The following is a 25750-nucleotide window of genomic DNA, read 5'->3' on the forward strand; positions in this document are numbered from 1 at the left end:
CGGCTTCCGGGCTGCGCGGTTTCCAGGCTGCGCGGGACCGGCGGGCCGTCGCTGCCCGCTCGGCGCCCCGGTGGCACCGGCCGCCCTTCGGCCCGCCCGTCAGAAGCCGCCGCCGCCGAAGTCGCCCCCGCCCCCGAAGCCTCCGCCGTCGAAGCCGCCGCCCCCGTCGAAGCCTCCGCCGTCGCCGAACCCGTCTCCCCCGTAGTCGCCGTCGAAGCCCCCGTCTCCGTATCCGTAACCCCATGGCCCGATCGCGCTGCCCAGCAGCGTCCCGGCCAGCAGACCGGGCAGGATGCCGCCGCCGAAGTAGCCGCCCGCCCACGGCCCGTAGACCGGCCCGGCCTCCCAGTACGGCCGCCGGCCCTCCGGGGTGTCCACGTTGCGTGTCATCGGTTCGGCGCCGTCCCGCAGCCGTGCCGCGTCCGCGGCGCACACCGGTACGGTCCGCTCCGTACCGCCCGGCGGCGCCCACCGCATGTCCTCCACGGACGGACCGTGGCGCGGGTCGAAGAAGCACGGCATCCGGCGTTCCGGAAGCGGCTCGCCGCTGCGTCTCGCATCCAGGGTCGCCAGGGCGAAGCGCCCGTCCTCCAGCGACTCCGTGACCGGTCGTACGTCGCCGGGCCCGCGGGCGGCGTCCATCTTCCGCTTGGCCTCGTCGTAGGAGTCCATGGCGTGGGTGTAGTCCCTGCGCATGGCGTCGTCGGAGTCGCGGGCCTGCGGGTCGAAGCCGATGCGGTCCAGTTCCTCTCCGAAGGCCGTGATGTCCTCGTCCACCACGGGCCGCAGCTTCTCCAACTGCTCACGCTGCCGCTCGGCTTCGCGCTTGCGTGCCCGGTTGCGTACGAGAAGGCCGCCGCCCAGGCCGAGGACCAGCAGCGCCAGCACCGCCAGCAATGCGAAACCGCCGCCGGTGCCGCGGCCCGGGCCGCCGTCCCAGGAGGCGGGTGCGTCACCTCGGGCGTTCGCCGTCGCACCGTCCACGAACCGGTCGAGCTTTGCCTTCGTATCCCCTCCGGGAGCCTCCGAGGAGCGGCGCAGACCGTCGACGGCGCTTCGTGACATGACAGACCGGTCGGCGCCCGCGGCGAAGCCGCCGCCGAGCATCACGCCGTAGACGCCACGGTCGCCCACCTGGGAACGCAGATCCCGCAGCAGCGTCGAGGGCGGAAACTCCTTCGCCTTCGGCAGCACGGCCACGAAGACCGGCTTGTCCGCCTTCTTGATCTTCTCCGTGAGGTCCTTCGCGTCGGCGCCCGAGAGCCGCCCAGAGGCCCGGGGGTCGACGTATACGGGGCCCTCGCGCAGCGCTGCCGCCACCTCGCCGACGCTGTCGGCCCTGCTCGACGCCGCGGCGCCGGGCGCCATGACCGATACCGGCAGCAGCAGGGCGGCCACCAGAACGAGGATCAGCCTGAGAGTTCCGCTATGCCGTATTCGACTCATCTGGCGCGTGTACCCAGGATCGTCCGTGATGCACGGTTCCGTCGACGGGGCCCGGATGCCTGGCGCCCTCGCCGGGCTGAGGCACCAGGCCGGATGACCCCCGTTGATATCCAGGGCATATCACCGATGCAGAAACCGATACCGGACGCGTCCCTAAGCTCTCGCTACGGGTGAGGCCGACCAACGCCACGGCGAAGGCCCTTATGGCAACGACCGTCGACGAGCCGCCACCTTCTCCCTCGCGGGCGGCGGCACGTTCCTCATGGGCTGAGGACCGGCGCGGCCGCCGGGGGGCCGGGCGGGCGACCGCCCAGCTCCCCGCGACCGTCGACTACCGGGATTCGCAGGGACGTTGCTCACCAGTCCCCGTCGTCGCCGCTGCCGTCGTCATACGAGTCGCCGTCGTCGTAGGAGTCTCCGTCGTCGTATGAGTCGCCGTCATCGCCGTCGTCGTAGGAGTCCCCGTCGTCATAGGACTCCTCGCCGTCGTCGTAGCCCTCCTCGCCGTACCAGTCCTCGCCGTACCAGCCCTCGCCCTCGTCGCCTTCGTGCCAGCCCCCGTCCCCGCCGTCGTCGTACCAGCCGCCCTCGTCGCCGTCTCCGTGCCAGCCCCGGCCGTGGTCGCCGCCGTACCAGTACTGATACCGGCCGTTGTGGAACCACCAGTAGTAGCCGCGCCCGTACCCGTCGGAGCCGTCGTCACCGGAGTCGCCCCCCTCGTCACCGCTCTCGGAGGGCGCCGCCGAGGTGGGCGGAGGAGCCGAGGAGGGAGGAGTACGGGGAATCGTCGGCGGCTTCGTGTGCGACGGAGTGTCAGAGGGCGTGGGCGAAGACGTGGGGCTCACCGATGTGGCCGGAGGGGGAGTGCGGTGCGGAGCCTCCGCACGCCCCTCACGCTCGTCGCGGTCCAGCAGCGACCCCGCGAGGGCCGCGCCGCCTACCAGGGGGATCACGACGGCCAGCGCCACCCATGGACGCATGTCACGGACGCCGAGTGAGGAAGGGGACCGGGGTTCTCTCGACGGGGCGGGGGCCCTGAGCCTGTAGAGGTCGCGACCACAGATGGTGCAGCGGTCCGCCGAATCGGATGATCTCGTGCCGCAACGCGGGCATGTGGTCGCCATCAGCAAGCTCCGTGCGTTCGAACGATCTTGAAGTGCACCGATTGATCTTGAGAGTGCACCGACGCCGCAGAGCGTACTGCCGCTGACCGACTTGTAACCCCTATGTGCACGACTGTCGACGGTAGACGTTCCCACAGCGGGCCCCGCTCAACTCCCGTGCGGCGCCGCCGAGTTGATGGCAGGCCCGGCGGCGGTCCGGGTTCAGGGGCGGGCCTCGCCGCGGTAGTGGCCGAAGCACCAGAGGTTGCCCTCCGGGTCGCTGATCGTGAAGTCGCGGTTGCCGTAGTCCTGGTCGGCGAGTTCCCGTACGACGGTCACGCCCGCCGCCCTCAGCCGCTCGTACAGGCCGTCGACGTCGTCCGTCACGACGTAGCACCCGAATGTGCCCGGCGGCGTGCACCATTTCGCCTCCGGATCGTGCGAGCCCAGCATCACCCCGCCGCCCTCGGGCCAGTCGAGCTGGCAGTGGGCGACCCGGTCGCCGTCGGTGTGCAGGGCCGTACGCAGGAAACCGACCGTCTCCACGAGGAAGTCGATCAGCGCGTGGGCGTCGCGTGCCTGGAGGGTCGGCCAGACGGTGGGAGCGGGAGCCGCGCCCTGGGCATCTCCGTTCCCGGCGGCCGTCCCTGTCGTCGTCGTGTTCGCTGTCGTATTCGTCGCGCTGTCCATGGCGCCTACTCTTCGCCGTTGCGGTGGCCCCCGGCTTGGATATTCCGGCGCTCTTCGCCGATCCATCCGCTCGGGCTCAGCCCCGTGTACTGCCGGAAGTCCCGGACCAGATGCGAGTGGTCGTAGAACCCGCACTGCGCGGCGATCGCCGACAGGTCCGGCGGCGCCCCACCCGCGACCGCCGATGTCACCTGCTGCTTCGCCGTCTCGAAGCGCATCAGACGGCTGATCTGCTTCGGCCCCGCGCCCACCTCGCGCTGGAAGAGAGTGGTCAACTGCCGTCGGCTCAGGGCCACATGGCGTGCCATCGCATCGAGCGAACCGGCGCCCCGACGCCGGGCCATCCACCGCCACGCCTCGGCCACCTCGGGCCGCACCTCCGCACGCCGTCCACGGTCCTCGGCCCGCCCGCGCAGATAGGCCGTCAGCAGACCGAAGCGCTCCTGCCAGCCGCCCAGTTCACACATCCGCTCGTGGATCTCCACGGCCGCACGCCCCAGTACGGCCGCTCCCGGACCGGCCGTCTGCGTCAACTCTCGGGCAGGCATGCCGAACAGCGCCCGCGCCGCAAGCGGATGCACGGCGAGCTGCACCCCGGCCTCGCGGTCCGGCTGAAGGATGTACGCGGGCCGCTGCCGCAGACCCCCGACGACGATCTCCTCGCGATAGGCGTCCGCGCCCCGCGCATGCTCCGGGCTCTCGCCGCCCACGACAGGGCCGTCGAGAGAGAAGATCAACGTGAGGTACGGGGCGGGCAGCCCCCGGTGGAGCTGCGGCACGGCGCCCTCGGAGCGGTAGCCGACGGTCGAGGCCACCATCGCGCCCAGCGTCCGCGGGGCCCGGACGAACTCGTACGAGGCCGCGCTCTGCGATGCGGAGGGGAGACCGCCGCCCCCTGTGGAGGCCATGGGGCCACTCTACGAGGGAGTGGGGGAGAGGACGCGGGGTCGTCGGAGGACCGCGACCCGGTGCATGCGCGCGGTGACCGCCCGCCGTGGTCGGGCCGCGACACGCAGCCGGGCTCGGCTGATCGCACGGCGCGGCCCGTTGCGGTTCTCTCGGGTCCGAGGCGGAACGCAAGGGGAGGCGGAACGTGAGACGAGGCCGAACGTTGGACGAGGCGGAACGTGAGACGAGGTAGGCGAGGCAGCCGGGGCGATCCCGCCCAACTGCGCTGACCTGCCGAAACATTGAGACCATGCTCGCGCGAACTTGCATGATCGTCCCGGATGTGGGAACAGATGCCGGACGGTGCTGCAATGGACGTATGCACCTCGAAGAGCTCCGCGCACTGCTGGCCCGGCATGCACGCCCCGACTGGACCACCGCCATCGACGGCGTGCTGATCTCGAAGGTCGACCGGGCGGATCCGCCGGAGCCCTCCATGTCCGGCACCGTGCTCGCGGTCATCGCCCAGGGCGCCAAGCACCTCGCCCTGGGCGACCGGGTCTATGAATACGGCGCCGGGCAGTATCTGGTGGCGTCCGTCGACCTTCCCGTCACCGGGCAGTTCACCCAGGCCGACTCCGACGAGCCGGCACTGGGATTCGGCCTCACCCTGGAACCCTCCGCCGTCGCCGAGTTGCTGCTGCAAGCCGGTCCCGGGGACATCCCCCGAGCGGGCACCGGCGCGCCGCCGGGGATCGCAGTGAGCGACGCTCCGCCCGCGATGCTCGACGCGGTCGTCAGGCTGCTGCGCCTGCTCGACGAGCCCCGCGACCGTGCCGTACTGGCCCCCCTGGTCAAACGCGAGATCCTGTGGCGCCTCATCACCGGCGAGCAGGGCGCGACCGTACGCCAACTCGGCCTCGCCGACAGCGGTCTCAGCCATGTCTCACGGGCGGTGCGCTGGATTCGCGAGCACTATGCCGAGCCCTTCCGTGTCGAGGACTTGGCACGCCTGTCCGGCATGAGCGTCTCCGCCTTCTACCGCAACTTCCAGGCGGTGACCGCGATGAGTCCCATCCAGTTCCAGAAGCAGATCCGGCTCCAGGAGGCCCGGCTGCTGCTCGCCACCCACCCCGGGGACGTCACGGGAGTCGGCCACCGCGTCGGCTACGACAACCCGTCGCAGTTCAGCCGCGAGTACCGGCGCCAGTTCGGCGAGCCGCCGAGCCGGGACGCGGCCCGCCTGCGGAAGACCGCACGCGCCCCCGCGGGCGTACTGGCCTGAGTTGCTGCGCCCCCGAGAGGATCGTGCAAGGGAGAGCGAGGATAGTTCTACTGTTTACGCAGGTCAGAGTGGTTCAATGGGATCAAGAGTTCTTCCGCGGAGCAGGAAAGTGCCTGTCTCTCCGTGGATATCCCACCTCAATCGCAGGGGCCACATCATGAAGACCGTTCTGATCACCGGAACCTCGTCCGGCTACGGCCGGGAGACCGCCCGCTACTTCCACGAGCAGGGGTGGAACGTCATCGCGACCATGCGCACCCCGTGTCCCGGCCTCCTGCCCGAGTCGGACCGGCTCCGCGTCCTACGGCTCGACGTGACCGAACCGGAGTCCATCACCGCCGCGTTCGAGGCCGCCGGGCCCGTCGACGCCCTGGTCAACAACGCCGGCGTCCCCTCGATCGGCGTCTTCGAAGGGACCCCCATGAGCCGGGTGCGGGAGGTCTTCGAGACCAACACGTTCGGCGTGATGGCCACGACGCAGGCGGTGCTGCACCGGTTCCGCGAGCGCGGCTCCGGCGTCGTCGTCAACGTGACGTCCAGCGTGGTGCTCGGCCACATGCCGCTCACGGCCGTCTACAAGGCGAGCAAGGCGGCCGTCGAAGGCTTCACCGCTTCCCTCGCGCTGGAACTCGCGCCCTTCGGCGTACATGCGAAGACCGTTGAGCCGGGCGCCTGCCTGACGACGAACTTCGGGAACAGGGCGGCCGAAGGCGGGCCTGTGGACGAGTCGGTGCCCGCGCCCTACGCCCCGTGGGCGAAGCAGGTCCTGGACGGCTTCATGGGCCAGGACCTGTTCACCAAGGAGAGCGACGTAGCCGAGACGGTGTGGAACGCCGTGCACGACACGACCGGCCGGTTGCGGTTCCCGGCGGGCCCCGACGCGGTCCGGCTCGCCGAGGCGAAGTGACCGGCGGGGCGGCCGAGATGACGCCGCGCCGCCGCAACTAGCCGCCTGGCGCCGGCACTTCGGCCACCGCCGCCGACTCCCCGCCTGCGCCTCGTCAACGTACGGAGTTACGCCGGTAGTTGGGCAGTCGATAGTCGGACAGGCCCCACGGCCGGTGCCCTCGTCCGGAGCGAAAGGCCGCCATCCGGCCCGTGAAGACCAAGGCCGGGCCAGTCGAACAAGGACTGGCCCGGCCGAGGTTCTTCGTGCCGCGCCGTCCTCTCCACGTACAGGTACGCGGCGCACAGCGTCCGGCGTCGGATGCTCCCGTGGGAAGCGACTTCCGACGTGACGGTTCCGGAGTCGGCAGCTCAGCTCAGAACAGCCAGTCGCTTGTGATGTCGTCCTCGCTGATCGGCGGGCCGAACTCGTAGTCGTGGCGCCCGACATGCGCTTCCGGCAGGCCGCACGCCTCCTCCTCCAGAGTCCCGGAGAGGAACCGCTCGGGGCACGCCGGCAGCGGCAGGATCTCCCGCAACGGGCCGAATTCGGCCGCGTCTTCCCAGCGCAGCCACAACGTGGCAGGCGGCACTCCGTTGCCCCCCTGCAATCCTTGCGCGAGCGTGTAGTGTAGTGCAAGCCGGCATGGCCGACCTCCAGCATGCACCACAGAGCCGGTTCGGGCTCCAGCCCGCCTTCTTCCAGCAGACGAGTCTCCTCGTCGAGGATCAGCGTCCTCGCCGGGCATGACACCTGATACACAGACACACTGCCACTATGCCCGCTGTGGCCGTCCCGGACAGGGGCCGGGCTACGATTCGGCGCCCGCGTCGGGATATTGACGAAGAACCGCCACATCTCCTCCCGGCTCGTGCGCTCGCGAGCCGGAACGGACGCGGCGGTGTCCTCCGCCGTCGGGATGCCCCTGACGTGCGTCGTTCTCAGACGTCCGTCGCTCAGATGTCCCTGAACGTCTCGATCTGCGCGCCGACTTCGTTGAGCCGCTCCGCGAGGTCCTCATAACCGCGGTTGATCACATAGACGTTGCGCAGCACCGAGGTGCCCTCCGCGGCGAGCATTCCCAGCAGCACCACCACCGCGGGCCGCAGCGCGGGCGGGCACATCATCTCCGCCGCACGCCAGCGCGTCGGGCCCTCCACCAACACCCGGTGAGGGTCGAGGAGTTGGAGGCGGCCGCCCAGGCGGTTGAGGTCGGTGAGGTAGATGGCGCGGTTGTCGTAGACCCAGTCGTGAATGAGCGTCTGGCCCTCGGCGACTGCGGCGATGGCAGCGAAGAACGGCACGTTGTCGATGTTGATGCCGGGGAACGGCATCGGGTGGATCTTGTCCGCGGGCGCCTCCAGCTTCGATGGGCGCACGGTCAGATCGACCAGGCGGGTACGGCCGTTGTCCGCCGCGTACTCCGGGCCCCGGTCGGTGTCGAGGCCCATCTCCTCCAGCACCGCGAGTTCGATCTCCAGGAACTCCACCGGCACGCGGCATACGGTCAGTTCGGAACCGGTGACGACCGCCGCCGCCAGCAGGCTCATCGCCTCGACCGGGTCCTCGGAGGGGGAGTAGTCCACGTCGACGTCGATCTCGGGAACGCCGTGCACGGTCAGCGTGGTGGTGCCGATGCCCTCGACCTTCACGCCGAGCTGTTCGAGGAAGAAGCACAGGTCCTGGACCATGTAGTTCGGCGAGGCGTTGCGGATGACCGTGACGCCGTCGTGCCGTGCGGCGGCCAGCAGCGCGTTCTCGGTGACGGTGTCCCCGCGCTCGGTCAGCACGATCGGCCCGCCGGGCGTGACCGAGCGCTCCACCACGGCGTGGTAGAGCCCTTCCGTCGCGGTGATCTCCAGGCCGAAGCGGCGCAGCGCGATCATGTGGGGCTGCACAGTGCGCGTACCGAGGTCGCAGCCGCCCGCGTAGGGGATGCGGAACTGCTCCATCCTGTGCAGCAGCGGCCCGAGGAACATGATGATGCTGCGGGTGCGGCGCGCGGCGTCCGCGTCGATGGCCTCCAGGTCCAGCTCCGCCGGGGGCACGATCTCCAGATCGGCGCCGTCGTTGATCCAGCGGGCACGGACGCCGATGGAGGAGAGCACCTCCAGAATCCGGAAGACCTCTTCGATGCGGGCGACCCGACGCAGCACCGTACGCCCGGAGTTGAGCAGTGAGGCGCACAGCAGCGCCACGCAAGCGTTCTTGCTCGTCTTGACGTCGATGCTGCCCGACAGGCGACGGCCGCCGACGACGCGCAGATGCATCGGGCCCGAGTAGCCGAGCGAGACGATCTCGCTGTCTAGGGCCTCGGAGATGCGCGCGATCATCTCAAGACTGATGTTCTGGTTGCCGCGCTCGATGCGGTTCACAGCGCTCTGGCTCGTCCCCAGGGCCTCGGCGAGTTTCACTTGTGTCCAGCCTCTGTGCTGACGGGCGTCGCGGATGAGTTGGCCGATGCGGGCCAGGTAGTCATCAGTCATGCGATGAGAATATCTCACATGTGAGATGAGTTCGCACCGAGCCTGTGTCCATGTGGTGGACAGGCCGTACGGGCAAGGGAGTTCGGCCCGGTGGCGCGTGGCGCGGGCCGGGCGTGGCGCGGGTGCGGGCGGAGCCGAGGCCGGTCGGTGCGGCCCGCGTGCGGGCCCCGGCCTCCGTCCGCCAGGCGCGCGGGCCCCAGTCTCGCGGCTCGCGGCGAGTGCCCGCTGTGCGAGCCCTTACGCCCCTGGTCGCGCACCCGCCCCTGGCTCGGACCCTGATTCTCTGACTAGAGTCAGAGAATGGATCGAGCGCAGATAGAGCAGGTACGCAGCTTCAACCGGACCGTCACCGAGCGCGTGGGCGTGCTGCACGACGGCTATCTGGGCCGCGGGCGTCCCATCGGCGAGGCCCGGCTGCTCTGGGAGATCGGCGAGCAGGAGCAGGACGTGCGGCGCCTGCGCGAGCGGCTCGGGCTGGACTCGGGGTACGTCAGCAGGCTGCTGCGGTCCCTGGCGGACGACGGGCTGGTGACGGTGGAGCCGCTGCCCAGCGACCGGCGGGTGCGCACCGTGCGGCTCACCGACGCGGGGCGCGAGGAGCGGGCCATGCTCGACGAGCGCAGCGACGAGCTGGCCGGGTCCCTGCTGGGGCCGCTCAACGAAGGCCAGCGTGCCCGGCTGGTGGCCGCGATGGCCGAGGTCGACCGGCTGCTGACGGCCTCCACGGTCACCCTGGACGCCGTCGACCCGGACCACCCCGACGCCCAGAAGTGTCTGCGTTCCTACTTCACGGAGTTGCAGGAGCGCTTCGAGACCGGCTTCGACCCCGCGCGCAGCCTGCTGCCCGACGCCGGTGAACTCCGGCCTCCGCACGGCCTGTTCCTCGTGGCACGGCTACAGGGCGAGCCCGTGGGATGCGCCGGTCTGAAGCTGCCGCCCGGCGCACCGGCCGAGATCAAGCGCATGTGGGTCGCGCCCCGCGCCCGCCGTCTCGGGCTCGGCCGCCGCTTCCTCGGCGAACTGGAGGCGCGCGCCGCCGGGGAGGGCCGTGACGTGCTGCGCCTGGACACCAACAGGACGCTCGGCGCCGCGATCGGCCTGTACCGGACGTACGGCTTCCAGGAGGTCCCCGCCTTCAACGACGAGCCGTACGCACACCACTGGTTCGAGAAGCGGGTCTCGGGGCCGGCCCGAGGCTGAACTCCTCGCGCCCGGCTCGCTCTTCGCCCGCTCGCCCCTCCGCCCCGGTGGTCCCCGTCCCGGGTTGGTCCTCCGCCCCGCTGTTCTCCGCCCCGCTGGTTCTCCGCTGGGCGCTTCCTCGTCAGAACCGTGAGCACCCCGCATGACCGGGCGGCGCTCGTGTATTAGGGTTATCTCGACATCGAGATAACTTGCAGGCGCGCGCACAACAGGGCGTGCGCACCCCATACGACCGCAGCGGAGCAGAGCTCGCAGGCATGCCGTCGCTTGCCGTGGAGCCCCGCCCCCTGGGGGTCTCCGGCCGCGTGGCCAGGGGACGGACGCCAAGAACGCACTAAGGAGACTGTCGTGTCGGCGAACAGCTTCGACGCCCGCAGCACGCTTCAGGTGGGCGACGAGTCGTACGAGATCTTCAGGCTGGACAAGGTGGAGGGCTCCGCCCGGCTCCCGTACAGCCTGAAGGTGCTGCTGGAGAACCTCCTCCGCACCGAGGACGGCGCGAACATCACCGCCGACCACATCCGTGCCGTGGGCGGCTGGGACCCCGACGCCCGGCCCAGCCAGGAGATCCAGTTCACGCCCGCCCGCGTGATCATGCAGGACTTCACGGGCGTGCCGTGCGTCGTCGACCTGGCGACCATGCGCGAGGCCGTCAAGGAGCTGGGCGGCGACGCGGACCGCATCAACCCCCTCGCCCCGGCCGAGCTGGTCATCGACCACTCCGTGATCGCCGACAAGTTCGGCACCGCCAACTCCTTCGCGCAGAACGTGGAGTTGGAGTACGGGCGCAACCGCGAGCGCTACCAGTTCCTGCGCTGGGGCCAGACCGCGTTCGACGAGTTCAAGGTCGTACCGCCCGGCACCGGCATCGTCCACCAGGTCAACATCGAGCACCTCGCCCGTACGGTGATGGTGCGCGGCGGCCAGGCCTACCCCGACACCCTCGTCGGCACCGACTCGCACACCACCATGGTCAACGGGCTCGGCGTCCTCGGCTGGGGCGTCGGCGGCATCGAGGCGGAGGCCGCCATGCTCGGCCAGCCGGTCTCGATGCTCATCCCGCGCGTCGTCGGCTTCAAGCTCACCGGCTCGCTGCCGACCGGCACCACCGCCACCGACCTCGTGCTCACCATCACCGAGATGCTGCGCGAGCACGGCGTCGTGGGGAAGTTCGTGGAGTTCTACGGCGAGGGCGTCGGCGCGGTGCCGCTCGCCAACCGCGCCACCATCGGCAACATGTCGCCGGAGTTCGGCTCCACCGCCGCGATCTTCCCGATCGACCAGGAGACCATCAACTACCTGAAGCTGACCGGCCGTTCGGAGAGCCAGCTCAAGCTCGTCGAGGCGTACGCCAAGGAGCAGGGCATGTGGCACGAAGCCGCCCACGAGCCCGTATACAGCGAGTACCTGGAGCTGGACCTGGCCACGGTCGTGCCGTCGATCGCAGGCCCGAAGCGCCCCCAGGACCGCATCGCGCTCGCCGACGCCAAGCGCCAGTTCCTCGCCGACCTGCCCGACTACGTGCCGGACGCGGGCAAGACGGCGGGCGGCGCACCGCTGGCCTCCTCCCCGGTGGACGAGGCCAGTTCGGAGTCGTTCCCCGCCAGCGACGCCCCGGCCTACGGCCACCAGGACAACGGCAGCGGGCAGCCGCAGCACGCCGCCGTCGGCTCGCAGCCCGACGCCGGGCTCACCAAGCTCGTCAAGGTCACCGGCCCCGACGGAAACCCGTACGAGATCGACCACGGCGCCGTCGCCGTCGCCGCGATCACCTCCTGCACCAACACCTCCAACCCGTACGTCATGGTCGGTGCCGCGCTGTTGGCGAAGAAGGCCGTGGAGAAGGGCCTCACCCGCAAGCCGTGGGTGAAGACCACCCTCGCTCCCGGCTCCCAGGTCGTCATGGACTACTACGACCGCGCGGGCCTCACCCCGTATCTCGACAAGCTCGGCTTCAACCTCGTCGGCTACGGCTGCACGACCTGCATCGGCAACTCCGGCCCGCTGCCGGAGGAGATCTCGCAGGCCGTCAACGAGCACGACCTGGCCGTGGTCTCCGTGCTGTCCGGGAACCGGAACTTCGAGGGCCGGATCAACCCCGACGTGAAGATGAACTACCTCGCGTCCCCGCCGCTCGTCGTCGCCTACGCCATCGCCGGCTCGATGAAGGTCGACATCACCACCGAGCCGCTCGGCACCGACCAGGACGGCAACCCGGTGCATCTCGCCGACCTGTGGCCCTCCGAGCAGGAGGTCGAGGAGGTCGTCGCCTCCTGCATCGGGCAGGAGATGTTCACCAAGGACTACGCGGACGTCTTCGCAGGCGACTCACAGTGGCAGGCGCTGCCGGTGCCCACCGGCAACACCTTCGAGTGGGACCCGGAGTCGACGTACGTGCGCAAGCCCCCGTACTTCGAGGGCATGGGCACCGAGCCGTCCCCGGTCGAGGACATCTCCGGCGCACGCGTGCTCGCCAAGCTGGGCGACTCCGTCACCACCGACCACATCTCGCCCGCCGGTGCGATCAAGGCCGACACCCCCGCGGGGCAGTACCTCACCGAACACGGCGTCGCCCGCCGCGACTTCAACAGCTACGGCTCGCGCCGCGGCAACCACGAGGTCATGATCCGCGGGACCTTCGCCAACATCCGGCTGCGCAACCAGATCGCCGAAGGCGCTGGCTTTTCTTCTCTGCCGGAAGGTGGTTACACCCGCGACTTCACCCAGCCCGACGCTCCGGTCTCCTTCATCTACGACGCCTCGCAGAACTACCAGGCGCAGGGCGTACCGCTGGTCATCCTGGCGGGCAAGGAGTACGGCTCCGGCTCGTCCCGCGACTGGGCGGCGAAGGGCACCGCGCTGCTCGGCGTCAAGGCCGTCGTCGCCGAGTCCTACGAGCGCATCCACCGCTCGAACCTGATCGGCATGGGTGTGCTGCCCCTTCAGTTCCCCGACGGGGAGAGCGCCGATTCGCTGGGCCTGAGCGGTGAGGAGACCTTCACCATCACCGGGATCACCGCGCTCAACGACGGCGGCATCCCCGCCACCGTCAGGGTCTCCACGGACACCGGCGTCGCCTTCGACGCGACCGTACGGATCGACACCCCCGGTGAGGCCGACTACTACCGCAACGGCGGGATCATGCAGTACGTGCTGCGCTCCCTGCTGCGCAAGTAGCACCGGCCCGGGGCCCCGGTCCGCGCGAGCGAGCCCGGCAGGGCCTCGCGCGGCGGAGCGCCTCGGCGACAGGCGGCGGGTGCCGGGAAACACCTCCCGGCACCCGCCGCTTCGTGTTCCCATGGCCGGGGTCTCTCGCCGTACGGGCGCAAGTCCGCCAGGTCTCAACTCGGGAAAGACTGCCCGAAAGGGTTGCTTCGATCTTGCCCTGCTGACGCCAAGTGGACTATACCTGTCGGCACCTCACGAGGGCCCGTGGAAGCGGCGCTCCTGGCGGTAGCGAGAAACGTACAACTCAGCTTCAACTGACCCGCGGTGTCGGGCCCTTCGCCGGTGGCGAGTCCTCGGGAGACCGGAACACCGCCTGAGTCCTGGAGAAGGCGAGGACTTGAGCATGGGATCCAACCACGTCAACCGCCGTGACCTGATCAAGCAGGCAGCCGCAGCCGGCCTGATAGCCGTCCCTGCAATGGGCGCGCTCACCTCCTGCGCCAGCGGAAGCGGCGAGGACAACAAGGTCGACAAGGGCAAGAAGACCAAGGACAACCCCCTCGGCGTGAACAAGAGCGCTCCGCTCGAGGTGTACATCTTCGACGGCGGCTTCGGCACGAAGTACGCCAAGGACGCCCAGGCCGTCTACGAGAAGAACTTCCCCAAGGCCAAGACGAAGCTGAAGTCGACCCAGAAGATCCAGTCCGTGCTTCAGCCCCGCTTCAACGGCGGCACCCCGCCGGACCTGATCGACAACTCGGGCGCCGAGCAGATGGACATGGGCGTGCTGGTGGGCAAGAAGCAGCTCACCGACCTCACGGAGCTGCTGGACGCGCCCTCCATCGACGACCCGAACAAGAAGGTGCGCGACACCCTGCGCCCCGGCGTCGTGGAGATGGGCCAGTTCGACGGCAAGCCGGTGTGGATTCTGTACTACGCCTACACCGTCTACGGCGTCTGGTACTCCCAGAAGGCGCTCGACAAGCTCGACGTGGAATACCCCGAGAACTGGGACGACATGCTCTCGGTCTGCGCGAAGGCCAAGAAGAAGGGCATGGCGGGCTGGACCTACGCGGGCAAGTTCCCCTACTACCTGCCCTTCAGCCTCTACCCCTTCATGGCCAAGATCGGCGGCCCCGAGGTACTGAACAAGATCGACAACCTGGAGCCCGACGCCTGGAAGCAGCCGGCGGTCAAGGCCGCCCTGGAGGCGTACTACGAGCTGTACAAGAAGGGCTACGTCCTCGACGGCACGCCCGGCCTGGACCACATCGAGTCGCAGACCGCCTGGAACGAGGGCAAGGCGCTGTTCATCCCGAACGGCTCCTGGGTGGAGAACGAGGCGAAGAAGACCACCCCGAAGGACTTCGAGATGCGGGTCGCCGCGCCCTCCGGCCTGGACAGCGGCGACAAGCTGCCCTTCGGCACGCTGTGGGCCTCCGGCGGCGAGCCGTTCATCGTGCCGGCGAAGGCGAAGAACCCCACCGGCGGCATGGAGCAGCTCCGGATCATGCTCGGTGAGGCGTCCTCGAAGAACTTCACCAAGCAGGTGTCCTCGCTGACTTCCTTCAACGGCGGCACCGAGGGTCTGTCCCTGCCTCCGGGCCTGAAGTCGGCGGTGGACGCGCTGGAGAAGGCGGGCAAGAACATCGTCAACCCCCGCATCCAGGACTGGTACGTGGCCCTCCAGAAGGAGAAGATCGGCGTGGCCTGCCTGGGCGAGATGATGGCCGGGCGCATGACGCCGGCCGAAGCGATGAAGAAGGCCCAGAAGTTCACCGACGAAGCGCGTGAAGACGACTCCATCACGCACTACAAGCACTGAAGAAGCGTCATCAGCGGCAGCAGTACAGGGGATCGGAGTCGGTGAGTAATGGAGCACGGCAAGTACCGGTTCATCGTGGGGTTCTTGATCGTTCCCCTCACGATCTACACGGTCTTTGTCATCTGGCCGTTCGTCCAGTCGATCTACTATTCGTTCACTGACTGGACCGGACTCAGTCCGGACTTCGAAATGGTCGGCTTCGACAACTACATCAAGCTCTTCAGCGACGACGTCTTCTGGAAGTCGCTGCAACACAGCTTGCTGTTCCTTCTGCTGCTGCCGCTGGTGACGATCAGCCTCGCGCTGTTCTTCGCCTTCATGATCAACGTCGGGGGACGGCGGCGTAAGAACTCCGCCGTCTCCGGCGTTCGCGGCTCCAGCTTTTACAAGATCGTCTACTTCTTCCCGCAGGTGCTCTCGATCGCCATCGTCGCCCTGCTCTTCCGCTTCGCCTACAACCCGCGCAGCGGCTCGCTCAACGCGGCACTGGACGCGGTGGGTCTCTCCGCGCTGAAGACGGCGTGGCTGGGGAATCCGGAGACGGCGCTGTGGGCCGTGATGGCCGTCATGGTGTGGTGCACCGTCGGCTTCTTCGTCGTGCTGTTCTCGGCCGCGATGACCTCGATCCCGCGTGACTACTACGAGGCGGCGCTGCTGGACGGCGCCGACCGGATCACCACGTTCTTCCGGATCACGCTGCCCCTGCTGTGGGACACCGTGCAGTCCGGCTGGATCTACATGGGCATCCTGGCGCTGGGCGCCGAGGCGTTCGCGGTGGTGCAGATCATGACGACCGGTCCGGGCGGTCCCGCCTACGCCACGACCGTGCTGCCGCTGTACGTGTACCTGAAGGCGTTCCGCGACGGTCAGGCCGCCTACGCCACCACGATCGGCGTCGCGCTGCTCGTGGTCACCCTGGCCTTCGCGGCCGTCGTACTGAAACTCGGTCGCCGCGAGAGGCTGGAGTACTGATGAAGACCGCCGGAACCCTGCCGGAGGAACCGGAGACGACGGAGTCCGAGACGGTGGGCAAAGCCCTCACCCGGGACCCGCTGCGCGGCACCGCCGACAAGGAGAGCGCGAAGGGCGGCGAGGGGGGAACCCTCAACGTCTTCTCACACGGGATGCTCGTCCTGTGGGCGGTGATGGTGGTGATGCCGCTGCTCTGGGCGGTGATGACCTCCTTCAAGGACGACAGGAGCATCTTCACCTCGCCGTGGTCGCCTCCGACGTCGCTCAACTTCGACAACTGGTCGCGCGCCTGGAGCCAGGCGCACATGAGCGAGTACTTCTTCAACACCCTGCTGGTGGTGGGCGGTTCACTGGTCGGCACCATGCTCCTGGGCAGCATGGTGGCGTACGTGCTGGCCCGGTTCGACTTCCCCGGGAACCGCTTCTTCTACTTCCTGTTCATCGGCGGGATGAGCTTCCCGATCATCCTCGCCCTCGTGCCGCTCTTCTACGTGATGAGCAACACCGGGCTGCTGAACACCCGGCACGGTCTGATCCTGGCGTACATCGCCTACTCGCTGCCGTTCACCACCTTCTTCCTGACCTCGTTCTTCCGCTCGCTGCCGACCTCGGTGGCGGAGGCTGCGCTGATCGACGGCGCCTCGCACACCCGGACGTTCTTCCAGGTGATGCTGCCGATGGCCAAGCCCGGTCTGATCAGCGTGGGGATCTTCAACTTCCTCGGGCAGTGGAACCAGTACATGCTGCCGACGGTGCTCAACACCGACCCGGATCAGCGGGTGCTCACCCAGGGGCTGGTCGAACTGGCCGCCAGCCAGGGCTACAAGGGGGACTGGTCGGGGCTGTTCGCGGGTCTGGTGATGGCCATGCTGCCGGTGCTCGCGGCGTACATCATCTTCCAGCGGCAGGTCGTGGCAGGGCTGACCGCGGGTGCGCTGAAGTAGATCCCCTCCCGTTCACGCTCCGTCGAAACTCTCTCCGGCGAGCGCCCACTTCGTTCAAGGTCTTGACGGGAGAGAACCGCTCGGGCTCTGCTTGGAGTTCAGGTGTTGGAGACATGCCGTTTCCCGAAGACGCGGTACGGCGGACGGTCCGATGGTCGCGCCGGCCGTCGAGGCGGGAGTGGATCAGTGGTGGAGACTCCGGGGTCGCAGTCCTCGCTGCACCGGGCGAACCTCGAACGGGTCGTACGGGCGGTACGCATGGCGGGCTCGCTCACCCAGGCGGAGATCGCCCGGACCACCGGGCTGTCCGCGGCGACCGTCTCCAACATCGTCCGTGAGCTGAAGGAGAGCGGGACCGTGCAGGTCACGCCCACCTCGGCGGGCGGGCGCCGGGCGCGTGCGGTCTCGCTGAGCGGCGACGCGGGCGCCGTCGTGGGCGTCGACTTCGGGCACTCGCATCTGCGCGTGGCCGTGGGAAACCTCGCGCATCAGGTGCTCGCCGAGGAGGCCGAGCCGATCGACGTCGACGCGTCGGCAGCGGAGGGCTTCGACCGCGCCGAGCAGCTCGTACACCGGCTCATCGCCACCACCGGCATCGCCCGCGAGAAGCTGATCGGCGTGGGCCTCGGCGTTCCCGGGCCGATAGACGTGGAGACCGGCGAGCTGGGATCGACGTCCATACTGCCCGGCTGGAGCGGCACACATCCGCGTGAGGAGCTGGCCGCCCGCCTCGGCGTCCCGGTGTACGTCGACAACGACGCCAACCTCGGCGCCCTCGGCGAGCAGGTGTGGGGCAACGGCCGCGGCGCCGCCGACCTGGCGTACATCAAGGTCGCGAGCGGCGTGGGCGCCGGACTCGTCATCAACGGCCAGATCTACCGTGGCCCCGGCGGAACCGCGGGCGAGATAGGGCACATCACCCTCGACGAGTCGGGTCCGGTCTGCCGCTGCGGCAACCGCGGCTGCCTTGAAACCTTCACCGCGGCCCGCTACGTACTGCCACTGCTGTACTCAAGCCACGGCACGGATCTGACGATGGCGCGCGTCGTACAGCTCGCCCGCGAGGGCGATCCGGGCTGCCGCAGAGTCGTCGCCGACCTCGGCCGCCACATCGGCAGCGGCGTCGCCAACCTCTGCAATCTGCTCAACCCCAGCCGGGTGGTGCTCGGCGGCGACCTCGCGGAGGCCGGCGACGTGGTGCTGGGGCCCGTCAGGGACTCGGTGGCGCGCTATGCGATCCCCAGCGCCGCACGGCAGTTGACGGTGGTGCCCGGCACCCTCGGCGGGCGTGCCGAGGTGCTGGGCGCACTGGCGCTGGTGCTCAGCGAGATGGGCGACGCGACGCTCCTGGACACCTCGGCGACGGCGCCGGCGGCCCGGTCCGGCCGGGCTGCGCCGAGGGGCGAGGGCGGCGGACACGGGGCGCCCGTGGGCGCCGTGGCGGCGTCCGTCTGACGAACCGGCCCCGGCCGCCGGGCGGTTGCGGACCCCGGCGTACGGGACCCGCGTACGGGACGTACGAAATCGGAGTAACGGCCCGGCACACGGGAACACGCGGCAACACCCGGGAAACGGGAACGCCCGCGAGAACGCGAAACAGAAAAACGGCAACGGCTATCGACGACGGCCGTCGGCGACGGGCGACGGGAAACCGCTATGGAAACCCAGCGGTTTCGCTCCGCTCCGAATCCGTCCGGGCACTCAACGTGGCCCTTTGGGTTCATGCAGATAACGGATGGCATCGTTGCCGTCTCGTTAATGATTTACTTCTTGACGCTTGCGTTGCCTCGGAGTTGACTTCCGACCACCTCGGCCGCAAACGACGCGGCCTCGTCAGGGAGGTTGGAACCCCATGAACGCAAAGGTGCGTCGCGTCGTCATCGGTACGGCAGCCATATCGATGGCCGTTTCCCTCGCAGCCTGCGGAAAGGCGGGCGGCGGCGACGGGGGCGGCGGCGACGACAAGACCATCGGTCTGCTGCTTCCGGAGAACAAGACCACGCGCTACGAGACGTTCGACCGTCCGTACATGACCGACAAGATCAAGTCCCTCTGCAAGGACTGCAAGGTCAAGTACAACAACGCGAACCAGGATTCCGAGCTTCAGAAGAAGCAGTTCGACGCGCTCATCGCGCAGGGCGTCAAGACGATCATCCTGGACGCCGTGGACGCGCAGGCCACCAAGTCCTGGGTCGACCGCGCCGCGAAGAAGGACGTCAAGGTCGTCGCGTACGACCGCCTCGCCGAGGGCGACATCTCGGCCTACATCTCCTACGACAACTACAAGATCGGCGAACTCCAGGGCCAGGGCCTGGTGGAGGCGCTCGGCGACAAGGCCAAGGACAGCCGCGTCGTCATGATCAACGGCTCGCCCACCGACCCGAACGCCCCGCTGTTCAAGAAGGGCGCGCACAGCGTCCTGGACAAGAAGGTCAAGGACGTCGTCTACGAGCAGGACATCCCGGACTGGTCGCCGGACGAGGCCAACAAGAAGATGGGCGCCGCGATCACCAAGCTCGGCAAGGACGGCTTCGACGGCGTCTACGCGGCCAACGACGGCATGGCCGGCGGCGTCTCCACCGCCATGAAGAAGCAGGGCGTCAAGGACGTCCCGCTCGGCGGCCAGGACGCCGAACTCGCCGGTCTCCAGCGGATCATCAAGGGCGACCAGACGCTGACGATCTACAAGGCGATCAAGCCGCAGGCGGAGACCACCGCGGAGATCGCGGTCAATCTGCTGAAGGGCAAGGACATCGGCTCCCTCACCCCGAAGAAGGTCGACAGCAAGAGCAAGAAGGGCGTTCCGGCCCAGCTCTACAGCGCCAAGATCGTGACCAAGGACAACATCAAGGACACGATCCTCAAGGACAAGGTCTACGAGGTCGGCCAGATCTGCACCCCGCAGTTCGCCAAGGCCTGCAAGGCCGCCGGTCTGAAGTGACCGCCGGGAGGCCGCAGTTGAGGCGGCCTCCCGCGCACCTCTCTTCGAACCCCCCTGAACGAACGCAGGGCGCCGCCTCCGCCACGAGCGGGGGCGGCTCCTGATCCCGAGATCGGAGTTTTCCCAGTGGAGAAGGAAACCGTGCTGGCGCTGCGCGGGATCTCCAAGCGGTTCGGTGCCGTACAGGCACTCACCGACGTTGATCTGGAAGTACGGCGCGGCGAGGTGATCGCCCTCGTCGGCGACAACGGCGCCGGCAAGTCGACGCTCGTGAAGACCATCGCGGGCGTCCACCCCATCGACGAGGGCGGCATCGACTGGGAGGGACGGCCGGTCACCATCAACCGGCCGCACGACGCCCAGGACCTGGGAATCGCCACCGTCTACCAGGACTTGGCGCTCTGCGACAACCTCGACGTGGTCGCCAACCTCTTCCTCGGCAACGAGGCGCGCCACGCGTCCGTGCTCGACGAGATCGCGATGGAGAAGCGTGCGATGGAGCTGCTGGAGACGCTCTCCATCCGCATCCCCAGCGTCCGTATCCCCGTCGCCTCGCTCTCCGGCGGACAGCGGCAGGTCGTGGCGATCGCCCGCGCACTCATCGGCGACCCGAAGGTGGTCATCCTCGACGAGCCGACCGCCGCGCTCGGCGTGGAACAGACCGCCCAGGTACTCGACTTGGTCGAGCGGCTGCGTGAACGCGGCCTCGCCGTCATCCTCATCAGTCACAACATGGCCGACGTGCAGGCCGTCGCCGACCGTGTCGCGGTGCTGCGCCTCGGCCGCAACAACGGCGTCTTCGACGTGGCCACCACCTCCCACGAGGAGGTCATCGCCGCGATCACCGGCGCCTCCGACAACGCGGTCACCCGCCGCCAGGCCCGTACGGAGAAGGAGGCGGCGAAGTGAGCGACACCGTCGACAAGGAGCGCGGCACCGAGACCGCGAAGACCGGGGGCGCGGCGCCCGCGAACGGCGACGCCGACGGCGGCGCGGACCGCGTGGTCGACCCCCGGCTGCTGGTGCGCGAACAGGGCTTCGCGGGCTATCTGACGGAGTTCAAGCGCAAGGTGCGCGGCGGTGAACTCGGTTCGCTGCCCGTCGTCCTGGGCCTGATCATCATCGCCGTCATCTTCCAGTCGCTGAACGAGAACTTCCTCTCCGCGGGCAGCGTCAGCGACATCGGCGTCTACATCGCCGGCACGGGCATCATGGCCACCGGCATCGTCTTCGTACTGCTGCTGGGCGAGATCGACCTGTCGGTCGGCTCGGTCGCCGGTGTCGGAGCCGCGGTGTGGGCGGTGCTCAGCGTCACCCACCACGTCAACGACTGGCTGGCGGTCCTCGTCGCCATCCTCTCCGGCCTGTTCATCGGCGCGCTGCACGGCTTCTTCTTCGCGAAGGTCGGCGTGCCCGCGTTCGTCGTGACGCTGGCCGGATTCCTCGGCTGGAGCGGCCTCCAGATCTGGCTCATGGGCCAGGAAGGCAGCATCAACACCCCCGAGAGCAGCGTCGTCGAGGACCTGACCGGCTACTACTTCGAGGACATCGCGGCCGCCTACGGACTCGCGCTGGTCGCCGTACTCGCCTACGCGGCGGCCCTGCTGGTCGACGCCAAGCGTCGCCGTGCTGCCCGCCTGCCCTCGCGGCCGCTGAGCGAGATCGTGGTGCGCACCGCGGTGATGGCGGTCGTCGCGTTCGTGGCTGCCTACGTGCTCAACCAGTCGCGGGGGCTTCCGCTGGCGCTGGTGCTGTTCCTCGCGGTGCTGGTCATCGCGGACTTCGCCGTTCGCCGTACGACGTACGGGCGGCAGATCTTCGCGGTCGGCGGCAACGCGGAGGCCGCCCGGCGTGCCGGTATCAACGTGGAGCGGGTACGCATCACCGTCTTCGGCATCGCCGGAATGCTGGCGGCCTTCGGCGGCCTGTTCATCGCCAGCCTCTCCGGCGGCGCCACCAAGAGCCTCGGTGCGGGCAACACCCTGATGAACGTCATCGCCGCGGCGGTCATCGGCGGCACCAGCCTCTTCGGCGGACGCGGCAAGATCTGGTCGGCGCTGCTGGGCATCCTCGTGATCCAGTCCATCCAGCAGGGCCTGAACCTGCTCGGCATGGCGAGCGAGATCCAGTACATGATCACGGGCGCGGTCCTGCTGGCCGCGGTGGTCATCGACTCGGTGTCGCGCCGTACGCAGAAGACGGCGGGACGTACGTAAGCACCGGGACGCGGGCGGGGCGCCGGGAGCGGCGGCAGGGAACAAGAGCCCGCGCCCGCCGTCCCGCCGCTCGCCGGAGCCACCGCCGCCGGCCACCCAGGGCCACGCCCTGGAACCGCCCCTCTGGGCCCGGGGCGGCCGGGCCTCCACGGGTTACGTCCCGTGGGGGCCCGCGGCATGTGCGCATGCGTCGCCGCGGGGTGCGCCCCGCCCTCTGCTCAGCCCGTCGTCCCTCAACTCTCCCTCGGCGAGGGGAAGTTGGACGAGGATGGACCAAACCGCGGTGTTGCGGCGTCGACGGCGACGCCCCGGTGGCGTGGTGTCCGCCGGATGGTCACAGGCGAAGCCGCCGATGTGGGCCATGCCACATCGGCGATTGTTGACCCTCCGGTTACTGCAAGGCCGAATCTCGTCCCATGCTCTCCATCAGCGACTTCAGCTCCATCTGCCAACTGCCCCCGCAAACCCTGCGGTACTACCACTCCGAGGGCCTGCTCGTTCCCGCCGAGGTCGACGAGGCGACCGGCTACCGCACGTACAACTTCGACCAGGTCGAACAGGCCATGCTCGTCACCGTCCTTCGCGGTTCGGGACTCAGCGTCAAGGACGTCAGGCGCGTGCTCGACGAGCCGGACACCGCCACCGCCCTTCTTCAGCAGCACAGCGTGGAAGTGCGGCGCCGGAGGGAGATCCAGGACAACGCGCTCGGTGACGCACGTGTGCTGCTCGCCGCCTGGCCGGAACCGCGGATACGCCAGGTGCCCGGGATGACCGTGGTGTCGAAGGTGGTGCCCGGCCCGGAGACCGGGGCACGTGACTATTACGACTGGGACTACGCCGATACCGCCCTCGCCGCCACCCTGGAGGAAGTCATCGAGACGGTGGAGTCGTGCGGGGCCGTGGTCTCGGGGTCGCCGTGGCGCTCCCCGGCCGCCGAGACCGAAGAGCAAATGAAGCAGCAGGTGACCGCGGAGGGACCGCACTGGCTGGTGAAGGTCCCCGTCACGGCGGACGAGAAGGCCCTCGCGGCTCTTCACGGCGATGTCGAGGTGCAGAGCTTTCAGGCACGGGAGGAGTTGTCGATCGTCCTCCCGGGCCGAAGCTCGAACGCCAAGTACGCCACTGCGATCTCGCGCCTGGTCCAGTACCCCGCCCAGCACGACCTCGGCGGCCGCATGGTCGAGATCACCGCCGTCCGTCAGGTGCTGCACGAGGACAGCGTCGAGACCGCCATGGCACTCGTCGCTTTCGACGAGTCCTGAGCCGGGACGTCGGGCTCAACATGGGGCACGGTACTCGGAGTTGGAATCGTCCCGGACGGGTCGTGGGAGATCGCCGTGCCGCTGATCGCACCGTCGAGGGTGCGGCCGTCAGGCGGTGCGTGGACCGGGCGAGCCGGGCTCCAGGACGCACGTCCTGCCGACGCGTACGGACCTCGCGAGCGCCGCCCGGCACGCACCCACCTTGGCCCGTATGCAGGCGGCACGCGTCCTTGTTCCCCGGAACGGACGCCTCCCGCGCGGTGTGCCGCACTTGCCTTCCGCCCCGGAAGGGAGCCCTCCGCCGAGGCGCGGCGCGGCCAGACGGGTGATCGATCTCGCACAGCCGGGAGACCCCGGGGGCCCTCGGAACATTAGACTCGACGGATCGGCACAGCTCGCTCACGCTCGAAGGCAAGGAGGCACCGTGGATAAGGGGCCGCGCTCGGCGCGTCATCCCGGTTCGGGGGCGGTGGAGTTCCCCAAGGCGCAGCGCCGGGGAAGGTGGGATCTGCTGACCCGTGTCGAGGGGCCGCGCGACCTCGACGAGCTCTCACCGGAGCAGTTGGAGCAGCTTGCCGGGGAGGTACGGTCCTTCCTCGTCGATTCCGTCTCCAAGACCGGCGGTCACCTCGGTCCCAATCTGGGCGTGGTGGAGCTGACCATCGCCCTCCACCGGGTGTTCGACTCCCCGAAGGACCGCATCCTGTTCGACACCGGCCACCAGTGCTACGTGCACAAACTCCTCACCGGACGCCAGGACTTCGCCAAGCTCAAGAGCAAGGGCGGCCTGTCGGGCTACCCCTCGCGTGCAGAGTCCGAGCACGACGTCATCGAGAACAGCCACGCCTCCACGGTCCTCGGCTGGGCGGACGGCCTGGCGAAGGCCAACGAGCTGCGCCACAGCGACGACCACGTGGTGGCCGTCATCGGCGACGGCGCCCTCACCGGCGGCATGGCGTGGGAAGCCCTCAACAACATCGCCGCCGCCAAGGACCGTCCGCTCGTCATCGTCGTCAACGACAACGAGCGAAGCTACGCGCCGACCATCGGCGGCCTCGCCAACCACCTGGCCACGCTGCGCACCACGGACGGCTACGAGCGCTTCCTCGCCCGCGGCAAGGAGGTGCTCAACCGCACGCCGGTCGTGGGCAAGCCGCTGTACGAGACGCTGCACGGCGCGAAGAAGGGCCTGAAGGACTTCATCGCCCCGCAGGGCATGTTCGAGGACCTCGGCCTGAAGTACGTCGGCCCCATCGACGGCCACGACCTCGCCGCCGTCGAGTCCGCACTCCAGCGCGCCAAGCGCTTCGGCGGACCCGTACTCGTGCACTGCCTCACGGAGAAGGGCCGCGGATACCAGCCGGCGCTGGAGGACGAGGCGGACCAGTTCCACCAGGTCGGGATCATCCACCCCGACACCGGCCTGCCGGTGAAGTCCTCTGGCGCGGACTGGACTTCGGTCTTCGGCGAGGAGATGGTCAAGCTCGGGCGTGAGCGTGAGGACATCGTCGCCATCACCGCCGCGATGATGCGCCCCGTCGGACTGCACGGTTTCGCCGAGGAGTTCCCCGAGCGCGTCTACGACGTGGGCATCGCCGAGCAGCACGCCGCCGTGTCGGCCGCGGGGCTCGCCACCGGCGGCATGCACCCCGTCTTCGCCGTCTACGCGACGTTCCTCAACCGGGCCTTCGACCAGCTTCTGATGGATGTGGCGCTGCACAAGTGCGGCGTGACCTTCGTGCTCGACCGCGCGGGCGTCACCGGCTCCGACGGGCCCTCGCACAACGGCATGTGGGACATGTCCGTGCTCCAGTGCGTTCCGGGGCTGCGTCTCGCCGCGCCACGCGACGCCGAGCAGGTGCGCCTCCAGCTCCGTGAGGCCGTCGAGGTGGACGACGCACCCACTGTGGTCCGCTACTCCAAGGGCAAGGTCGGACCGGCCGTTCCGGCCGTCGGCCGCGTGGGCAGGATGGACGTGCTGCGCAAACCGGCCGACGTTCAGCGCCCGGACGTGCTGCTGGTGTCGGTCGGCGCGCTCGCCCCGATGTGCCTGGAGATCGCCGACCTCCTCGACAAGCAGGGCATCTCCACGACCGTCGTCGACCCCCGCTGGGTCAAGCCCGTCGACGAGGAGCTGGCGCCGCTGGCCGAGCAGCACCGCGTCGTGGTCACCGTCGAGGACAACGGCCGCGCGGGCGGCGTGGGTTCGGCCGTGGCGCAGTCGCTGCGCGACGCGAACGTCGACGTGCCGCTGCGTGACTTCGGCATCCCCGAGCGCTTCCTCGACCACGGTTCGCGTGCGGACGTGATGGCCGAGATCGGGCTGACCGCGCCGGACATCGCCCGTCAGGTGACGGGTCTCGTGGCGAAGCTGGACGGCCGGTACGAGACGGAGGCCGCGGAGGCGGCGCGTGACTGAGCGCCTGGCTGTGCGCGTC

At 69.2% G+C, this 25750-nt stretch carries 19 protein-coding genes and 1 pseudogene; 14 read left to right on the forward strand and 6 right to left on the reverse strand.

Translation table 11 applies throughout. The features are described 5' to 3' along the window. Positions 1 to 99 precede the first annotated feature (99 nt). The 4 genes from MMA15_RS23120 to MMA15_RS23135 all read right to left on the reverse strand — a co-directional run bounded on the left by MMA15_RS23120 (position 100) and on the right by MMA15_RS23135 (position 4147). Positions 100 to 1446 carry a hypothetical protein gene (locus MMA15_RS23120; RefSeq protein ID WP_241062013.1) on the reverse strand — a complete coding sequence of 449 codons (1347 nt, stop codon included), beginning with the start codon at positions 1444 to 1446 and terminating at the stop codon, positions 100 to 102. 356 nt (positions 1447 to 1802) lie between these two features. Beyond that, positions 1803 to 2426: a hypothetical protein gene (locus tag MMA15_RS23125; protein ID WP_241062014.1), complete on the reverse strand. Its 624-nt coding sequence runs from the start codon at positions 2424 to 2426 to the stop codon at positions 1803 to 1805. 345 nt (positions 2427 to 2771) lie between these two features. After that, positions 2772 to 3239, reverse strand: a complete 468-nt coding sequence (locus tag MMA15_RS23130; RefSeq protein WP_241062015.1) for a VOC family protein — start codon at positions 3237 to 3239, stop codon at positions 2772 to 2774. Between the two features lie 5 nt (positions 3240 to 3244). Beyond that, positions 3245 to 4147 carry a helix-turn-helix transcriptional regulator gene (locus tag MMA15_RS23135; RefSeq protein ID WP_241062016.1) on the reverse strand — a complete coding sequence of 301 codons (903 nt, stop codon included), beginning with the start codon at positions 4145 to 4147 and terminating at the stop codon, positions 3245 to 3247. Between the two features lie 359 nt (positions 4148 to 4506). On the opposite strand from MMA15_RS23135, the gene MMA15_RS23140 reads away from it, so the two are divergent. Further along, positions 4507 to 5412 (forward strand): AraC family transcriptional regulator, encoded by a 906-nt coding sequence (locus MMA15_RS23140; protein WP_241062017.1) that lies wholly within the window; start codon positions 4507 to 4509, stop codon positions 5410 to 5412. A 157-nt stretch (positions 5413 to 5569) separates the two neighbouring features. Then, positions 5570 to 6319 carry an SDR family oxidoreductase gene (locus tag MMA15_RS23145; protein WP_241062018.1) on the forward strand — a complete coding sequence of 250 codons (750 nt, stop codon included), beginning with the start codon at positions 5570 to 5572 and terminating at the stop codon, positions 6317 to 6319. 355 nt (positions 6320 to 6674) lie between these two features. Here MMA15_RS23145 and MMA15_RS23150 read toward each other — a convergent pair whose 3' ends face one another. Next, a complete protein-coding gene (locus tag MMA15_RS23150) occupies positions 6675 to 6890 on the reverse strand; it encodes a hypothetical protein (protein WP_241062019.1) in 216 nt (71 codons plus the stop codon). Positions 6891 to 7254: 364 nt separating this feature from the next. After that, positions 7255 to 8784 carry a helix-turn-helix domain-containing protein gene (locus MMA15_RS23155; protein WP_241062020.1) on the reverse strand — a complete coding sequence of 510 codons (1530 nt, stop codon included), beginning with the start codon at positions 8782 to 8784 and terminating at the stop codon, positions 7255 to 7257. A 300-nt stretch (positions 8785 to 9084) separates the two neighbouring features. Here MMA15_RS23155 and MMA15_RS23160 point away from each other — a divergent pair, with 300 nt between their 5' ends. From MMA15_RS23160 to dxs, 12 genes and pseudogenes are all read left to right on the forward strand, one after another. Continuing rightward, a complete protein-coding gene (locus MMA15_RS23160) occupies positions 9085 to 9984 on the forward strand; it encodes a bifunctional helix-turn-helix transcriptional regulator/GNAT family N-acetyltransferase (protein WP_241062021.1) in 900 nt (299 codons plus the stop codon). A 348-nt stretch (positions 9985 to 10332) separates the two neighbouring features. Further along, entirely contained in the window at positions 10333 to 13161 is a 2829-nt protein-coding gene (locus tag MMA15_RS23165) for an aconitate hydratase (protein WP_241062022.1), read from the forward strand. A gap of 394 nt (positions 13162 to 13555) precedes the next feature. Beyond that, entirely contained in the window at positions 13556 to 14977 is a 1422-nt protein-coding gene (gene ngcE / locus MMA15_RS23170; protein ID WP_241062023.1) for an N-acetylglucosamine/diacetylchitobiose ABC transporter substrate-binding protein, read from the forward strand. Between the two features lie 48 nt (positions 14978 to 15025). Next, positions 15026 to 15949: a carbohydrate ABC transporter permease gene (locus MMA15_RS23175; RefSeq protein WP_241062024.1), complete on the forward strand. Its 924-nt coding sequence runs from the start codon at positions 15026 to 15028 to the stop codon at positions 15947 to 15949. Then, on the forward strand, positions 15949 to 16893 hold the full coding sequence (locus tag MMA15_RS23180; protein ID WP_241062025.1) for a carbohydrate ABC transporter permease: 945 nt from the start codon (positions 15949 to 15951) through the stop codon (positions 16891 to 16893). The genes MMA15_RS23175 and MMA15_RS23180 overlap by 1 nt, the downstream gene beginning before the upstream one ends. A 189-nt stretch (positions 16894 to 17082) precedes the next feature. Next, entirely contained in the window at positions 17083 to 18348 is a 1266-nt protein-coding gene (locus MMA15_RS23185) for an ROK family transcriptional regulator (RefSeq protein ID WP_241063399.1), read from the forward strand. 397 nt (positions 18349 to 18745) lie between these two features. Next, on the forward strand, positions 18746 to 19834 hold the full coding sequence (locus MMA15_RS23190; protein WP_241062026.1) for a substrate-binding domain-containing protein: 1089 nt from the start codon (positions 18746 to 18748) through the stop codon (positions 19832 to 19834). Positions 19835 to 19975: 141 nt separating this feature from the next. Further along, entirely contained in the window at positions 19976 to 20743 is a 768-nt protein-coding gene (locus MMA15_RS23195; RefSeq protein WP_241063401.1) for an ATP-binding cassette domain-containing protein, read from the forward strand. Next, on the forward strand, positions 20740 to 22050 hold the full coding sequence (locus MMA15_RS23200) for a sugar ABC transporter permease (protein WP_372498291.1): 1311 nt from the start codon (positions 20740 to 20742) through the stop codon (positions 22048 to 22050). The genes MMA15_RS23195 and MMA15_RS23200 overlap by 4 nt, the downstream gene beginning before the upstream one ends. A 416-nt stretch (positions 22051 to 22466) precedes the next feature. Beyond that, on the forward strand, positions 22467 to 23312 hold the full coding sequence (locus MMA15_RS23205; protein WP_241062027.1) for a MerR family transcriptional regulator: 846 nt from the start codon (positions 22467 to 22469) through the stop codon (positions 23310 to 23312). Between the two features lie 20 nt (positions 23313 to 23332). Continuing rightward, positions 23333 to 23429: pseudogene (locus tag MMA15_RS23210) on the forward strand (IS5/IS1182 family transposase); the annotation flags it as partial. Between the two features lie 352 nt (positions 23430 to 23781). Beyond that, positions 23782 to 25731 carry a 1-deoxy-D-xylulose-5-phosphate synthase gene (gene dxs, locus MMA15_RS23215; RefSeq protein ID WP_241063405.1) on the forward strand — a complete coding sequence of 650 codons (1950 nt, stop codon included), beginning with the start codon at positions 23782 to 23784 and terminating at the stop codon, positions 25729 to 25731. Positions 25732 to 25750: the final 19 nt, after the last annotated feature.

This window comes from Streptomyces marispadix, from assembly GCF_022524345.1.
Classification (GTDB): Bacteria; Actinomycetota; Actinomycetes; order Streptomycetales; family Streptomycetaceae; genus Streptomyces; species Streptomyces marispadix.

Bases quoted from the DNA above. Each gene is read 5' to 3' on its own strand.
- MMA15_RS23130 (WP_241062015.1), bottom strand. From the start codon at position 3,239: ATGGACAGCGCGACGAATACGACAGCGAACACGACGACGACAGGGACG.
- MMA15_RS23160 (WP_241062021.1), top strand. From the start codon at position 9,085: ATGGATCGAGCGCAGATAGAGCAGGTACGCAGCTTCAACCGGACCGTC.
- MMA15_RS23135 (WP_241062016.1), bottom strand. From the start codon at position 4,147: ATGGCCTCCACAGGGGGCGGCGGTCTCCCCTCCGCATCGCAGAGCGCG.
- MMA15_RS23175 (WP_241062024.1), top strand. From the start codon at position 15,026: ATGGAGCACGGCAAGTACCGGTTCATCGTGGGGTTCTTGATCGTTCCC.
- MMA15_RS23190 (WP_241062026.1), top strand. From the start codon at position 18,746: ATGAACGCAAAGGTGCGTCGCGTCGTCATCGGTACGGCAGCCATATCG.
- MMA15_RS23145 (WP_241062018.1), top strand. From the start codon at position 5,570: ATGAAGACCGTTCTGATCACCGGAACCTCGTCCGGCTACGGCCGGGAG.
- MMA15_RS23180 (WP_241062025.1), top strand. From the start codon at position 15,949: ATGAAGACCGCCGGAACCCTGCCGGAGGAACCGGAGACGACGGAGTCC.
- MMA15_RS23120 (WP_241062013.1), bottom strand. From the start codon at position 1,446: ATGAGTCGAATACGGCATAGCGGAACTCTCAGGCTGATCCTCGTTCTG.
- ngcE (WP_241062023.1), top strand. From the start codon at position 13,556: ATGGGATCCAACCACGTCAACCGCCGTGACCTGATCAAGCAGGCAGCC.
- MMA15_RS23125 (WP_241062014.1), bottom strand. From the start codon at position 2,426: ATGCGTCCATGGGTGGCGCTGGCCGTCGTGATCCCCCTGGTAGGCGGC.
- MMA15_RS23155 (WP_241062020.1), bottom strand. From the start codon at position 8,784: ATGACTGATGACTACCTGGCCCGCATCGGCCAACTCATCCGCGACGCC.
- MMA15_RS23140 (WP_241062017.1), top strand. From the start codon at position 4,507: ATGCACCTCGAAGAGCTCCGCGCACTGCTGGCCCGGCATGCACGCCCC.
- MMA15_RS23205 (WP_241062027.1), top strand. From the start codon at position 22,467: ATGCTCTCCATCAGCGACTTCAGCTCCATCTGCCAACTGCCCCCGCAA.